This is a genomic window from Veronia pacifica (assembly GCF_001707825.1).
Classification (GTDB): Bacteria; Pseudomonadota; Gammaproteobacteria; order Enterobacterales; family Vibrionaceae; genus Veronia; species Veronia pacifica.
Genome location: NZ_LYBM01000068.1, coordinates 1 through 16,879, shown reverse-complemented (window position 1 = coordinate 16,879; position 16,879 = coordinate 1). Strand labels below are relative to the sequence as shown.

8 protein-coding genes are annotated in these 16,879 nt (G+C 45.3%); 5 read left to right on the top strand and 3 right to left on the bottom strand.

The features are described from left to right. Nucleotides 1-93: 93 nt before the first annotated feature. A complete protein-coding gene (locus A8L45_RS22175) occupies nt 94-795 on the bottom strand; it encodes a winged helix-turn-helix domain-containing protein (RefSeq protein WP_068905532.1) in 702 nt (233 codons plus the stop codon). 205 nt (nt 796-1,000) lie between these two features. Here A8L45_RS22175 and A8L45_RS22170 point away from each other — a divergent pair, with 205 nt between their 5' ends. Then, nucleotides 1,001-1,267: a VF530 family protein gene (locus tag A8L45_RS22170; protein WP_068905531.1), complete on the top strand. Its 267-nt coding sequence runs from the start codon at nt 1,001-1,003 to the stop codon at nt 1,265-1,267. On the opposite strand, the gene A8L45_RS22165 is transcribed toward A8L45_RS22170, so the two are convergent. Both A8L45_RS22165 and A8L45_RS22160 read right to left on the bottom strand, forming a co-directional pair. Next, nucleotides 1,251-1,889, bottom strand: a complete 639-nt coding sequence (locus tag A8L45_RS22165) for a bifunctional 4-hydroxy-2-oxoglutarate aldolase/2-dehydro-3-deoxy-phosphogluconate aldolase (protein ID WP_068905530.1) — start codon at nt 1,887-1,889, stop codon at nt 1,251-1,253. The genes A8L45_RS22170 and A8L45_RS22165 overlap by 17 nt on opposite strands. Before the next feature lie 71 nt (nt 1,890-1,960). Beyond that, nucleotides 1,961-2,887, bottom strand: a complete 927-nt coding sequence (locus tag A8L45_RS22160; protein WP_083228486.1) for a PfkB family carbohydrate kinase — start codon at nt 2,885-2,887, stop codon at nt 1,961-1,963. Nucleotides 2,888-3,522: 635 nt separating this feature from the next. Here A8L45_RS22160 and A8L45_RS22155 point away from each other — a divergent pair. From A8L45_RS22155 to A8L45_RS22140, 4 genes are all read left to right on the top strand, one after another. Next, the gene (locus A8L45_RS22155; RefSeq protein ID WP_068905529.1) at nt 3,523-5,163 is read left to right on the top strand and encodes a methyl-accepting chemotaxis protein; all 1,641 of its coding nucleotides are present in this window, start codon (nt 3,523-3,525) and stop codon (nt 5,161-5,163) included. A 432-nt stretch (nt 5,164-5,595) separates the two neighbouring features. Then, nucleotides 5,596-6,204 (top strand): histidine phosphatase family protein, encoded by a 609-nt coding sequence (locus A8L45_RS22150; protein ID WP_068905528.1) that lies wholly within the window; start codon nt 5,596-5,598, stop codon nt 6,202-6,204. Nucleotides 6,205-6,908: 704 nt separating this feature from the next. Next, entirely contained in the window at nt 6,909-9,209 is a 2,301-nt protein-coding gene (locus A8L45_RS22145) for a penicillin acylase family protein (protein WP_068905527.1), read from the top strand. A 724-nt stretch (nt 9,210-9,933) separates the two neighbouring features. Further along, a partial coding sequence (locus A8L45_RS22140) for a retention module-containing protein (RefSeq protein WP_068905526.1) occupies nt 9,934-16,879 on the top strand: 6,946 nt, incomplete at its 3' end.

Here is a 16,879-nt window from a genome sequence, read left to right as displayed (position 1 = left end):
AATCAATGAGCGTCGAAATAAAACTGGCAAAAAAAATCCAACGCCGTGATTTGGCGTTGGTATTTCATAGATTCAATATCATAAAAATCTGCGTTATTGCGCTACAAGACAATAGCCATGCCCTCTCAGTGTCTGAATAAGTACACTGTCTATACCCGCTTTTCTGAACTTGCTTCGTATATTCGAAATGTGCACGTCCACCGCTCTTCCCATGCCTGTCCATTCGGACTTGAGCACATCAGATACTATGGCTTTTTTTGCAACAGGTGTGTTTCGCCTTTTGTAGAGATAATCCACAAGATGTTTCTCTGTTGGGCTGAGGCAAGATGCGTCAAGTACAGACAGATCAACGCTTCCTTCTTTTTTCACGACCATTGCGCCAAAATCTCTTCTTGCTTTGGTCGAATCTGTCGATTTCCTGCTTGCCGAGTTGATTGCGGCTGGTAAGGTTTTTTCAAGTATCGCGTTGTCGCGAAAAACATGACTTGCTCCGGCAAGGAACAACGCAATGACACTGGTTTTAGACTCATACGCACCAACGACTATAATGGGTACATCCGTCGTCTCTCGTAAATCCGTCACCATTGACAGCGCTTTCTCATCGCATCTTGTCGTATCCATAACGACAAAATCAAAATCATTCTGTCGCACAGCCACTTTCGCCTGATGACAACTCAGGGTTCGAGTCAAATCGTCCGCATTTTCACGGATCAATGCTCTCAACTTGTGACTTTGATATATTGGGTCTTCTATAAGCAGTACTTCAGTCATCACAATCACCGTATCGATAATCATTCTCATTCCTATTTATATTTAAAAGGGAATCTATGCATATTTCAAGATCGATGATGCCCATTTAGACGAAAATTATTAAAATTGACGTCTAAATGGCGATAAAAGCCGACAAGGTTGAAGCATTTCGCTGTTTATGGGAGAGTGGCGGGCATTTTCTTCAGCTTCATAGCTGATACATCAGACTTTAATTTGCGAGATTATAAATATGGCAGGCAACCAGCAAAACAATCCTATGCATGGCATAAAACTTGAGCAGATAGTTACGAAACTGGTTGAGCATTTCGGTTGGGCCGTTTTAGCATCCGAAATTCAGATTAATTGCTTTCGCAACGACCCATCCGTCAAATCCAGTCTTAAATTCTTACGTCGTACACCATGGGCAAGAGACAAGGTTGAAACGTTGTATCGTGAAACGTTTATCGATGGGAAGTCATCGAGCGATCCATGGCAGAGCCTTAAGCCTCGCGATTAACCAACGCGACGGCCTCACGGATAAGATGTCCAAGCCCATCCCAGTCGCCGTCGTCAATCATCGTCGGCGGCACCATCCAGCTCCCCCCGCAGCAATCTACGCGTTCAATCTCCAGGTAACGATGAATATTGTCTTTGCTTATGCCCCCTGTAGGCATTAGACGAATATCACGATACGGTGCCAACAAGGCTTTGATCATCTCTGGTCCACCGGACGCTTGGGCAGGGAAAAATTTTAAGAAGTTCAGCCCCAGTTCCAGTCCTTGCTCTATCTGGCTGGGGTTATTAACACCCGGAATCATAGGTAATTCGATGGATCTGCAGTGTAATACCGACGTTGGATTGAGACCGGGAGCGACAGCAAACGACGCGCCAGACTCTTTTGCGCTGTCAATCTGTTCCTCGTTTAGCACAGTGCCCGCCCCAAGACATAACTCAGGATAGGCTTTACGCATTAGGTGAATTGCTTCGGCTGCAGCGTCAGTCCTGAATGTAACCTCTGCAACAGGCAAGCCGTTTTCAACCAACGTCTTGGCAAGAGGAACAGCATGCTCGGCCTTGTTGATTTGGATGACAGGCACGATTTTGTGTTTTGCCAACTGCTCCACGATATGTTCAGACATTAAATGCTCACTTCCTTACAAAAATAATCCCACGGTGATTGTAACATCGATTATTTAGCAAGTTAGACGCATCAGAGCAAATCAACCATTCGAGTCATGGGTATCAGACCGTGGTTACATTTATTGACGCGTTTGGCGACCTTATGAGCAAAGTGGGCAGCAGACACTCTCTCGTTTCCGAGTAATCTCTCCGCCAGGTAGGCAGCAAAAAAAGCGCCTTTTGTTTGTTTGGCATTAATGGGCTTATTGATATCAGCCAGTTTTAGGTTCTCTTGAGTGATGCCAGTGTTTGATTTAGACCAGAGAGTGCAGTTGCCATTGGCGTCGCGCATGACAACCTCAAGACAATCAAGGAGTTTACATCGCGTCGCGATAGATTGTTCGTCGCCCCAAATCAAATACTCATCGCTCTCATCAAGAAACACAATATCACTCAAGGGTAGTATTTGACTGTACCACTCAATGGCCTCATTGCGATGCCAGCGCTGGGGGCAGAAGGCATTATCAAAAAAGATTTTTCCACCACGCGCTTTAATCTGTCGCATAAGCATGACCAAACGGCCTCTGCTTTCGTTTTTTAACACTGCAAGGCCGACACCACTCACATACAAAGCATCGATGTCACCCTGAGCCACTGCGGTATCCAGCGGAGAAGAGTCGCCAGTGAAATAATATTTCGCTGCACTGTCATTCTGCCAGTAATGTATTGTCGGACTCGCCTTACCGCCCAAAGCCTTTTCAACGAAATAGAGGCCGGGAAGCTTGTTATCAATACGCATTACACAACGCGTATTTAACCCCTCTTCCTGCCAGTGCTCCAATAATATGTCAGACACACTGTCAACACCGAGGCCAGAAGCAAACCCGACATCAGTATTTCTACCCCGCCCCAGACGGGCGAGATAAATTGCAATATTAGCCGTGTACCCACCTACATTACGCTGCAATGACTCACGGCTCAGCGCCAACATACTTTCACCAAAAAATGTCACTTCCATATGCGTTCCTACCTGACGTATTTGGAGTCATATGTGACTCGGCTTCGGTTAATTTCGGGGTAACCTGACCAGATACAGTGTCACATTACCTCGCTTACACAACGTTCATTCACTCTTTACCTCTGACAAAAAGTAGAAAAAATAAGCAATTTCAATAACTTTTTTTTACATATTTAACAAACATACCCCAAGCAATCCGTTGCTTTCGCGGTGAATCTCTCATTTCAGTTAAAGGAGCTAATCAAGTGTTGAGATTTCCACCAATGGGGACATGTATTTCCGTGGTGAACCACTATTTCAATCGGCTAATTGATTCGGCTATGGAGATGCGAAACCTCTTAAATGCTACAGAATTATGAAAATCATAATTTCTATTTATGAGATAAGAACTGCATTTTGCCTTATATATACATCGCCAATGACTAACTTTACGTCTCAAAATAAGTTTTTATGTTTATTCGCTGAGAATATGACATGCATTTTTATGACTCAGGATCACAGAATGATAATTCCCGTTACATTACATACTTTATTATCAATAGACATACTCCAAAAAAGTCTGAAAAGTCATACAAGGTTTTTGATCCGCCGTGATTTACTGAGCGACTCAATAATTTACGGCAAGGAACATAGATATGGCGAGATTTGGTCTCAGAAGCATTACCATCAAACAGCGCTTGTACCTGCTCACTACTGTCATTTCGCTTCTCCTGGTGTTGCCATTTGTTCTCACGCTGATGGATTACAAATCTGACTTACTTAAAGCCAAGCAGGATAAAACAAGAGATTTAGTAGATAGCGCACAAACTCTTCTTAGCTATTATCACAGCAAACAGCTCTCTGGTGAGCTGTCGATGACCGACGCGCAACAGGCGGCAAAAAAAGCGATATCAGCCTTGCGGTATGAAGGAACCAACTATTTTTGGATTAATAACCTAGAGCCAAGAATGGTGATGCACCCGATTAAACCAGCCTTAAATGGAAAAAATATCGCTAACAAGACCGACGCCAATGGCAAAGCCTTATTTCTTGAAATGGTTGATACAGCGCGTAAGCATGGTCAGGGCTTTGTCTACTACATGTGGCCCAAACCAGGATCAGATGTGGACGTAGAAAAACTCTCATATGTCCAACTTTTCAAACCGTGGAACTGGATCATCGGAACTGGCGTTTATATCGACGATGTCGATGCGCTTGTCTGGCAACGGCTGCAATCGGCTATCACCATGTTGTTTATCAGTGTGATTGTCATGGCCATCGCGGCCAGTTGGATCAGCCGCAGCCTGACAAGACCATGTCGCGCGACACAGAATGCGATGGAAGATATCGCCAGTGGTGAGGGAGACTTAACCAAACATTTGGCAGTTGATGGCAAAGACGAGATCTCACATATAGCAACAGCATTTAACTTATTTACTGATAAGTTGCGTCATATCGTCACCGACATATCTCCTATCACAAGAGATGTCACCTCATCAGCGATAGAGCTGACAGAAGTCGCCAGAGACGCATCCAGCCGCGTTGTTGAGCAACAGAATGCTGTCGATGCGGTATCTGATGCGATGGAAGCTCTGCAACTGCAAAATCAGGAAGTCACTGAAGCCGCCAGAACAGCGGCGAATGCTGCACAAAAAGCCAGTGAGCGAAGTGGGTCAGGGAGTCAAATCATTACTGAGGCCTCAGGTCACATGCAGCAGCTCTCTCAAACCGTCGAGAGCACGCAAAAAAATGTCAGAGAACTGGCAGAAGAAACGCAAAAAGTGAGTGCGGTTCTTGATGTGATACGGGGTGTTGCTGAACAAACCAACCTACTGGCACTGAATGCGGCGATTGAAGCAGCAAGGGCTGGTGAACAAGGCAGAGGTTTTGCCGTAGTCGCTGATGAAGTCAGGACGTTAGCAACCCGAACCAGCTCAAGCACAGATGAGATTGAACAAATAGTAACAACGCTTCAAGCACGCGCAGATGATGTTTGTCATTCTATGTCTCAAACGCAAACGCAGTCTATTGCAACGCAAGAGAAGGCCTCTCTGGCTCACCAAACGCTGGAGGAGATTGATCACCAAATTACCAGTATTCTGGCGGTCAATCAGCACATTGCAGAGGCGGTATCAGACCAACTCAACAGTGCCAACGCTATTAACCAAAATCTCTCATCGTTAGCTGAGAACAGTAATATGACCGCCGCACAGGCGAATCAGGTTGCAGCAGCCAGCGAACAATTAATGCAAAGCGGCAAGCAGCTTGAGCGAAGTTTTGCAGTGTTTAAAGTCTGACAAACAAAAGCGCACCACGTTTAATTAAGGTGCGAACAACAAGATAGAAACATAAAAGGTAATTGGAATGAATGCCAGTTACCTTTTTTCCTCTGAGCCTTTTCCTAAGCCCAATTACAAACCTGTTACGCCATAACCTAAAGACATGCTTAATACACAATATTTTGGGAGCAGCCAATGTCTACCGGAGAAATACCGATCGACATAAATAATGACTAAAGTAAATTTTAGTTGATTACTTTCAATTAATTACGATGTATCTCCCAACTATATTTTTGTCAGAGACTCACGATGTACATACACTTTATAGGAGCTACCTAATACTGACATATCCGTCTTATTAGATTGATGCACCAATAAGGTTACCAACGGTGAATTCGTCAATAGTTAACCGAGCTTCCACGAGCACAAAGTGAGCATTAAGGAGACAGTGTGGACACTAAAATTCATCTTTTCCGTCACGGGGAAACCGTATGGAACGCAGAAAAACGTATGCAAGGACAAAGTGACTCTCCTCTGACAGCCACTGGTAGACAGCAGGCAATCGACGCCCGGAAAAAACTGGACAATATTGATGTTGATTATGCGTATTGTTCCGACAGTGGCAGAGCAAAGGAAACGACAAGTTTACTACTTGAAGAATTGGATATCTCTCTGACAGCCTCAGAAGTATTGAGGGAAATGCACTTCGGTGAGTGGGAAGGAGAGCTACAGGATGACGTATCGGCTCACTCACCTGATGAGTCTTGGAACTTATGGAATAAACCTGACAAATACCAAAGTAATGGCGGTGAAGACCTCGTGCAACTAAGAGATCGTGCCGTTGACGCACTGACGAATATAGCCAGAAAACACCGTGGTAAAGAGGTGGTCATAGTCAGTCATGGTGCTTTTATCAAAACCGTGCTCAACCATATTGATGGCCGTCCGCTTGCTGAGTCATGGGAAGGGCCGTATGCTGAGAATCTCTGCCACAGTATCTTGTCGTTTTGTTCAGATGATAAATTTTCCATCAACCAGTTCTGCGATGTTCCTCGTTAACACACGAGAGATGCAAAGTTTGTCGCCGAGTTAAATCAACCAGAATCGAATAAAGGGAGTCAACGGCTCCTTTTTATATCCACACTCGCACGCTTCAAACAGGCTATTTCACGTTTCAAAGTAAAGATATATGCTAACTACATAATATAGAAACTGATTGATGCGAGACCAAAAACCGATATCAGAGAATATCAATTGGTGCATATAACGCTTCTCATATCGTTAGCCAGCATTAATAAATGCCGGGCAAACTGGCACCTCTCTGAGAAGGCATCCCCCGGAACAAGAAAAAGCTGGGTATTTAGTGCCCCTGCTCTGTCAGGATCTTGAACCCTCCCCCAGTTTTTTACCATCCAACCGCTAGACTTTCCTCTGTATAAAAAAATAGATCTCGATGACTGACTCAGTCTTCTAAAAGACACATGTAAATACTACGACTATGACAGCAAAGGGTTGCGGTAAATTGGGTAAAAACTCAGAGGTATTGCCCTTCTCCTGTCAGCAAAACCAATTGCAGTAGATAACCGACAACAGAGTCACTTTTGAACATAGAGATATCTTTTAAGCGAGAGAGGTATCACATCGACCTCTCGTCAAAAGATGTTACGCATCGCTGTCGTCGACAGCTAAGTCAAAGTGATTATAAAAGGTTGAAATTGGTGCTGGACATCGTTTATCAGGTTCAATAATTATCGGGGAACATTATGCTCAAGACGCTAAAAAAGGCTGGCCTCGCTGCTATCCTACTTGCCATGCTCGCCACCGCAATCGTATACGGTTTGTTATACCTCAGTTTACCCACTCTTTCTGGAAAGGCCTCCGTACCGCACGTTGTTGAACCCGCCACTTTGTCCCGGGATGACAAAGGCATCGCAGTCATTACCTCTGAAAATAGACAAGACGCAGCGTATGCATTGGGTTATGCACACTCTCAAGACCGCTTCTTTCAAATGGATCTGCTGAGAAGAAACGCAGCAGGCGAATTGTCAGAGCTATTTGGTGATGCAGCATTAGACTTGGATAAACGTAGGCGTTTTCACCGTTTACGAACACACAGTCAAAAAATACTCTCACGTCTTAGTGACTCGAATAAAGCATTACTCGAGTCATACAGCCATGGCGTTAATGATGCGCTCCAACATTCGTCCTATCCCAGCTTTACGTATCTTCTCACCGGGGCCGAGCGACGAGAGTGGCAACCCGAAGATAGCCTGCTCGTTATTTTCAGTATGTACTTCGACCTTCAAGAATCTAACTATCAGAGAGATTTACTTTATACCCAGATAAAAAAAGATTTTGGCGAGGATATGCTGCAGTTCATCACTCAGACCAGCAGTTTTCAAGCCGCGCTGGACAATAGTCGCCTCCCCGTGAGTAACATTAAGCCTCCTGAGTTGTCACCAACACTTCTGGCCTCTGCAATCTGGCAGCCCATTGATGAAGCACCAGAGATCGGCAGCAATAATTGGGCTGTTTCCGGTGACCTCACCGAGAGCGGAAACGCAATGCTCGCAAATGATATGCATCTTGGCATTAATGTGCCCGTTATCTGGTATCGGGCTCAGCTCAATATAAAAGAAGGGAAAGGCTTTTCGGTTGACGGCGTAACGCTACCCGGTACACCAGCGGTCATAGTGGGGAGTAACCGCCATGTAGCGTGGGGATTCACTAATTCATACGTTGACTCGGCCGACTGGATACACCTTCCAGACGATACGCCCACTGAACAAATCACCGAAGTAATAAAGAGTGATGGGCAAGACATAAATTATGTCATTGAACTGAGTGAATTTGGTCCTGTTACAACTATGGATGGAGAGAAATACGCGTTATCCTGGGTTGCCCACCAAGACTATGCCGTCAATTTAAATCTCGTTAATTTCGAGCAGGTCACCTCCGTCTCCGAAGCCTTGCAAACAAGTAAATCTGTTGGCATGCCGGTGCAAAATATGACCTTGGTAGATAAAGAGGGAAATATTGCATGGCAACTAACTGGCGCAGTTCCCTCAAGGAGCACCCCAACCAACACCGCAATTTCACCTGAGGAATACTCAACTGATTGGCAGCAACAGGCACAAGATATTCCCTTTGTCTTTAACCCATCGTCAAACCGCATCTGGACGGCTAACAGCCGTGTGGTAAGCGCCGACTCCTACAATAGATTTGGCGACGGAGGCTACGCTCTTGGTGCGCGGAGTCAACAGATCCGCGACCGCTTATTTGAAAAAGAACGCTTCTCTGAACAAGACTTTTACCGTATCCAGCTAGATAACGAGGCACGCTTTCTCGAACGTTGGCATAAATTTCTTCTGGCGTTATTACAAACCAATGCCCAGCGTTACAAGAAAGATATTGATGCACTGGAAAACTGGCAACAATGCGCCTGTTCAGATTCAGTCGGTTATACATTGGTCCGCCGCTTCAGAGATGCCATGATGGAACATACCTTCGCGCCGCTTGAGACAGCATTAGAGAAGCACGACCTGTCACTGAGGGCAACCCGAAGGACACTTGAGCCTGCACTCTGGCAATTGGTCACACAGCAGCCTGATAGCTGGAAACCGAAAGTGTCTTCTTCATGGCAAGCATTTATGCTAAGTACCTACGGAAAAATGAAGCATGATCTATTAGTTCAGATCACAGGCCATGGCGACACATCCATTAACGCACTTAACTGGGGAAGCGTGAATCAATTTAAGCCCAGGCATCCTTTCAGCCGTCAAATTCCTTTACTCAGTGGATTACTGGACATGCCAGCCTTTCAGGGTACAGGAGACAAATTCATGCCTGCTGTGCAAGGGCACGAATTTGGCGCTTCTCAGCGTCTGTTTGTTCAGCCGGGAAATGAAAAGACGGCAGTATTAACAGTGCCCGGTGGCCAGAGTGAGCATCCAATGTCTCCGTATTACAGAAGCGGGTACCAAGACTTTGTTGAAGATAAAGAAACACCGCTACTTCCGGGGACGATTGCGAATACGATTTCATTTTTCCCTATGAAGCCATAACTAAAGCGAACAGTACCCAGCCATACGGTTTTTATGACTGGGTACTTTATCTTTCAGGGTTCGAAAATATCCGTCAATCAAAACATAACAACCTAAAAGCACTCTCTGGCAGCCTCATCCACCATCCATTCCGTTTAAATAATTTAAACAAAACTAATGGTGAATAACGCCATATAAATTTAATAAATACGTGCTAAATAAGGGAACAATTTTCAATTAACCTTGTCAAAATCCATGGCGAAATCTGTATTGACGATTAAATAAACAAAAATGTCAGGGATAATCTATTGACAAAATAAAAAAATAAATAAAAATTATAAATCACTCAAAAAACCACCTTTTATTCGACACAACCAACCCACCAACTATCAATTAATATCAATAAGTTATCTAAATATAAATATTTGGAATAGTCACATGTATATATTGTGTCTCATTTATGATTCATGTGTTTTATTAGTCAGAAATAGTTCTCTTGATCAATTAAGTAAACAGTGTTTTTCCTACTAAGTCTTAATTTTGTCACAGATCAGCATATTGAACCCCTTAACTAATTATTCGATAGTTAATCACTGAAAAATTTCAAATAAACTTAGAGCCAATATTACAGTTTATCTGCATTTAATCAGATGAAAAGCATTGCAATATGCAGCGATGGAAGAAGCTGATTCGATATTTAAACTGCTTCAGGGACTTAAAGACGCAGTCATCTTAGGAAGAACATATGAACCTTATCGTTATCGAAAAATCTGGTGTGGTGAGCTCAATTTCTGGTGATACACGCATTCTGTACAACGGGCTTCCACAAACGCTTGCTGATGGTTTTGAAATGTCTGCGGGCAGTCGAGTACTTCTCAATGAGGGGACGAATTTTGAACTGGCTGCGGTAGATGGGTCGACGCAATTATACACAGTCAATGAAGAAGAAGCGCAAGACGGTGAAATATCGGTAGTTGATGATATTGTTGCATTGCAGGAGGCCATTGAAGCTGGCTTAGATCCAACATCTGTACAGGAAGCACCTGCAGCTGGTGAGCCAACGTCTTCAGGTAATAATGGTTTCATTTCCTTAGCCAGAACAGGCAGCGAGACAATTGCTAAATCGGGTTTCGATACATCATCTTTTTCAGATGTTAGCAATGACGTTTCGGGCTTTTTGGGCAGTAACGATCTCGACGCGAATACGCAGTTACGAGTGACGAACACGCCATCGAGTAATCCTGCTACTGTAGTCACGCTCACTGGGCCAACAAACATCAAAGAAGGTCAAACCAGCGCAACCTTCACCGTACAACTTTCTGACCCTATGCCCGAAGATGGCATAGTGAAATTTAAATACGACTTTTTAAACGGTGCAGATAGCTCAGATATCCAACAGATAAACAGCATTCCTGTTCAGGCCGGTGAAACCGTAGTGACTTTCACTATCACGGTCAATCCCGATTCCGACATCGAACTTAGCGAAGGCTTCACCATCTCTGTGGATACAATGGAGACCAATGACGGTGATCAAGCCTTTAGCTCCTTAAATCTCAACGCAGCAACACAAACGATCAGCATTGAGGATGCGACCACCACTGCCACGCTGGATGGTCCAACAAGCGTGAAAGAGGGAGAAACAAGCGCCACGTTTACTTTCACATTATCAGAACCTATGCCTGAAGATGGCGTAGTCAACTTTAAGTATGACTACATCAATGGTGCCGATCTCAACGATATCACTCAGGTGAACAGTGTACCGATCAAGGCCGGCGAAACGGAGGTGACATTCTCGATAACTGCAAACTCAGACACGCTTGTGGAAATTAGTGAAGGTTTCACTGTGTCTGTCGAAAGCGTACTAACTGATAACGGTAACCCTGCATTCCCCTTTGCCAATCTTGATGGAGCAACGCAGACCGTCGACATTGAAGATACGTCCGACAACCTGCCAGACGCTGTGAAAGTTACACTGGATGGTCCAACATCAGTGATTGAAGGCGAAGAAACGACTGAATACACCATCACTCTTGACTATCCAGCGCCAGAGGGCACGACGGCAATACTGGTTTATTCATACAACGACGCTGACAACAATGACATCGAAGAAGTCGTTGAAGTTAAGTTTGACACAAATAGCACTACGGCAACGTTCAAGATAAAGACTAAAGACGATGCGTTTGCTGAGCCCGGCGCGGTGCTCAAAGGTGAAAGCTTTATTGTGCTGGTTGATAACATTGTCTATCCGAACGGCAATAAAGTTTTTGAAGCTCTCAACCTCGATGATGCTAACCAGCAAACCAATATTATTGATGAGACACCACCAGATGTCGTCACTGTCAGCATTTCAGGTCCAACCGAAGTAGTTGAAGGTGAAACAACAGGCAAATACACCCTGACACTGACGGAGGAAGCGCAGACAGATGTCGTTGTGACTCTGTCTTATTCAGGTTCGGCTGCGGACGGTGACGACTACACCGCCAAAAAAACGATCACGATTCCGAAAGGCAGCAAAACTGTCGACTTTACGTTAGACACGAAAAACGACAGCGAGAGTGATCCAGACGAAACAATCATCATTACAATCAGTGATGCTCAGGGCGGTGGCTTTGAAAGTCTGGTTACAGACAGCACCCCTGTCGAAACAGTGATTAAAGAATTATCCACAGATAAAGTGCTCGTAAGCATCGAAGGCCCAGGTGAAGTCACAGAAGGTGACCCAACGTCTAACTACACCGTCAAACTGACCGATAAAGCGGTATCACCGGTTACCGTCACCTTAACCTATACAGGCACAGCAGAGAGTGGAGAAGACTATACGGCAGTGACGCAGGTCATCATTCCTGCAGGCGCTGATAGCGAAACCTTTTTCATCCAAACAAAGGACGACGCCTTCGGAGAGGGAACTGAGAGCATCATCATTACCATTACCGATGTCCAGGGTGGTGGATTTGAAGCGATTGGCATTGACGATGATAATGATTTTGTCGCTACCAATATTACTGATGATCATGACTCCAAAGAAACAGTCCTCATCAGCATAGATGGCCCAGCAGATGTAGTAGAAGGCCAGACAACTGCAGAATACACCGTCAGCCTGACGGAAGTCGCACAGAAAGACGTCACCGTGCAGCTCGTATATACGGGCACAGCGACTGATGGCAAAGATTACACCGGCTTTTACAATGTAACGATAAAAGCGGGAGAGAAAACAGCAACATTTACGCTCGAGACGGAGGATGATGCGTTCGCAGATGATGGTGAAAGCATCATAGTTACCATTGGTAATTATGGCGGCGGTGGCTTCGAGAAGCTCGCTGTTGATGAAGCCAATAAGTCCGTCACCACAACGATTAGTGATGAAGCACAGGGCGATACCGTCACCGTTGCTATTAACGGCCCGGATATTGTTATTGAAGGTCAACAGACTGACGAATACACCGTCTTCCTCGACGAACCTGCGCAAAGCCCGGTGACTGTCACCTTGGCATATACCGGCTCAGCTGACGATGGAGAGGATTACAACAAGATAACAACCGTTGTCATTCCTGCTGGCGAAACTTCGTATTCGTTTAAGTTAAATACGATAGATGATGGGCTCGCCGATGGTGGCGAAGACATTATCATTACTATCGCAGACGTCTCTGGCGGGAACTTCGAAACACCTATAGCCATCAGCACCACTGAAAATCAAGTCACCACCACGATCACCGACGACAACGACGACAAAGTTCTGGTCAGTATTGAAGGCCCGGGTAGCGTGGTTGAGGGTGAGCTGACGTCTAAATACACGTTGAAGCTGACAGAAAAAGCGCAATCAGAAGTGACTGTCACACTAACCTACTCCGGCTCAGCGACAAGCGGCGAAGACTACACAGCAAAAACCGAAATAAAAATTCCGGCCGGAAGCGATATGGCGCAGTTTGATCTGCAAACCATTGATGACGTTTATGGCGAGGGCACCGAAAGCATTATTGTTACTATTACAGGTGTTGATGGTGGTGGATTCGAGGCCATTGGTATTGACGAAGAAAATGACTTTGTCGCAACCAACATTACTGACGACTACGATAACCCAGAAAAAGTAGAAATTAGTATCGACGGACCAACAGAGGTCACTGAAGGTCTGGATACAGCAGAATACACCGTGAGTCTGTCTTCCCCAGCAGCAAAAGATGTCACCGTGCAGTTAGTCTACGAGGGCACTGCTACGGACGGTAAAGATTACAAAGGCGTATACGATGTCACAATAAAAGCTGGCGACACCGATGCCAAATTCACAATTGAAACCATCAATGATCCATTTGCTGATGACGGCGAAACTTTCACTGTTTCTATCGGCAATTATGGTGGTGGTGGTTTCGAAGGGCTTGGCGTGAGTCAAACCGAAAATTCAGTGACGACAACGATAAATGATGAAGCGGGTGGCGGAACGGCTACTGTTTCGATTACAGGCCCCGATAGCGTAACTGAGGGAGGAGAGACAGGAGAATATACAGTCTCTCTCGATTGGCCTGCGCAAAGCGATGTCACCGTCAAACTGGTTTATTCAGGAACAGCAAAAGACGGTGAAGATTACACCAGTGAGAAAACGATTGTTATTCCGGAAGGCGAGTTAAGTGCCTCATTTACAGTAGAAACCATAGATGATGTTTATGATGACGATGGCGAAACAATCGTTGTCACTATTGACGAAGTATCAGGTGGTGGCTTCGAAAACGATATCGCTATCAGCGCCACAGACAACGAAGTGACCACAACCATCAATGATGATGGAGATGAGACAGCCTTTGTCAGTATTGATGGTCCGGGCAGCATATCTGAAGGTAACATAGCAACACCATACATCCTCACACTTGATAAAGTCAGTACACAAGACGTCGTTGTTACGCTTGCTTACTCGGGTACGGCTGATGACGGCGACGATTTCCGGGGCGTTACAGAAGTAACGATACCGGCTGGACAACTCACCGAAGATTTTGGCGTTCAAATCCTTAATGATGTTTTCGCCGAAGGTTCCGAAAGCATGATCATTACCATCGTAGACGTTACTGGTGGTAACTTTGAGAATCTTAAGGCAGATCCCGCTAACAAAGAAGTCGTCACAAATATTATTGACAAAGAAGGCGGCGACAAAGTTCTGGTCAGCATTGATGGGCCAGATACAGTCGTGGAAGGACAAACGACAGATAAATATACGGTCAGTTTACCCGTTGCGGGCAAAACTGATGTCACAGTAGAAATCGAATATACAGGAACAGCAACTGACGGTTCAGACTACAAAGGTGTCTACTTACTGACCATTCCAGCCGGCCAGAGCCAAGTACAATTCGATATAGAAACATTGGATGATGGCTTAGCCGATAATGGTGAAACCATCATTGTAACTTTAGGTAACGTCGGCGGTGGTACGTTCGAAGATCTGGGAGTCGATCCGGCCGCAGCTAGCGTGACCACGACTATCATCGACGATGCTTCCACAGCGGTCATACTCAGTATTGACGGCCCTGACACGATCACTGAGAGCGAGTCAGGCAAATACACCTTTTCATTGACAGAGGAAACACAGTCTCCCGTTACGGTTAACCTCACTTATAGCGGAACAGCAGAAGACGGCACTGATTATATCAGCGTACAGCAGGTTACGATCCCTGCTGGTGTGACTGAATACAGCTTCAACATAGAAACCAAAGACGATGGTCTTGCAGAACCTAACGAATCCTTCACGGTAACTATCGATTCTACAACAGGTGGTGGTTTCGAAGCACTTCAAATAAGCACCACGGACGGCAGTGTTGATACCCAAATCGTGGATGACAATGACGATACAGTTCTGGCCAGTATTTCTGGACCGACAGAGGTTATAGAGGGCGCTGAAACCACAACGTATACGGTCAAACTAAGCGAGATCGCGCAATCTGACGTGACGGTCAAACTCGAGTACGGAGGGAACGCCGTTGCAGGGGTAAACTTCGGTCCAGGTGTAGACTTCATAGCTAAACCTCAAATTGTTATCAAAAAAGGCTCAGATACAGCCACCTTCACCCTGTTAACAAATGACGACTTTTATGGCGAAGGCACAGAAAGCATCAACATCAAACTTGGCGATATCACAGGCGGTGGATTTGAAGCAGTAGGCGTCGATCCGGCCAAAGCTAGCGTCACAACTAACATCACAGAGAGCGGTACACCACAAGAAATACAAGTCAGTCTTTCAGGTCCAACAGAAGTCACTGAAGGCGATACAGCCACTGGCTACAAAGTTGAGCTAAGTGATGGTGCAATCGCTCTGACAGATGTTGTCATACAGCTTGAATATACCGGTACTGCTACCGATGGCACTGACTATACCAAGACCACAGAAGTCACCATCAAAGCTGGAGATAACAGCGCTACCTTTGACATTGATACAATAGATGATGTGTTTGACGACGATGGCGAGACCATTATTGTCAGTCTTGGTAACATCGCCGGAGGCGGGTTTGAAGCCATCGGGCCAGATGATACCAATAAAGAAATTACAACAGTTATCAACGATGATGGAAATGACGTCGTCACTTTGAGCATCGACGGGCCATCAAGTATTATCGAAAGTCAGTCTGGCACCTATACCCTCAAATTTAACGCAGAAACGCAATCTGAAGTAACGGTAAACCTGACTTACAGTGGAACCGCAGAGGATGGTACCGACTACACGAAAGTGGAACAGGTAACGGTTCCTGCTGGTGTCACAGAGTATGACTTTACGATTCAAACGATAGACGATGGCCTCTCTGAACCCAATGAGTCCTTTACTGTCACGATCGATTCAATCGATGGCACAGGTGGTTTTGAAGGATTACAAATCAGTGACACTGAAGACAGCATTAATACTCAAATCGTTGATGACAATGACGACACTGTGCTGGTAAGCATTGAAGGCCCGACTGAAGTTATTGAAGGCGCTGAAACTACCACGTACACGGTGAAACTGAGTGAAGTAGCACAATCTGAAACCACAATAAAACTGAATTACGAGGGTAATGCTGACTTTGGCGTTGACTTTAACGGACCGACAGAAGTCAAAGTGGATGCCGGATCTGACACCGTAACCTTTACCATTCAAACACTGACTGATGTTTATGGTGAAGGTACTGAGAGCATCAATGTTATTTTAGGTGATATCACTGGTGGTGATTTCGAAGCGATAGGCGTCGATCCAGCAAAGGACAGAGTGACCACCAACATCACTGAGAGTGACATTCCACAAGAGGTGAAAGTAAGTATCACAGGACCTTCCGAAGTTATGGAAGGCGAAACCACTGACAAATATACCGTCACACTTACCCACGACGGCCAACCTGTTACCGCAGCGACCGATGTCGTGATCCAGCTTGAGTACACAGGTACTGCTGATGACGGTACTGACTATACAAAAGTAACTGAAATTACGATAGCTAAAGGAAGCAGCAGCTATCAGTTTGATATCCAGACAATAGAAGACACAATTTTTGAGGGCGATGAAACCTTCACGATCACGTTAGGTAACATCGCTGGCGGCGGCTTCGAAGCTATTGGCGCGGATGGAACAGCAAATAGCGTCGAAACGACAATAAAAGATGATGATCCAATTCCGACTCTGACGGTTGATGATGCCGGCACCGTCAACGAAGGGCAGGATGCAACCTTTGACGTGACCCTCGGTAACCCAG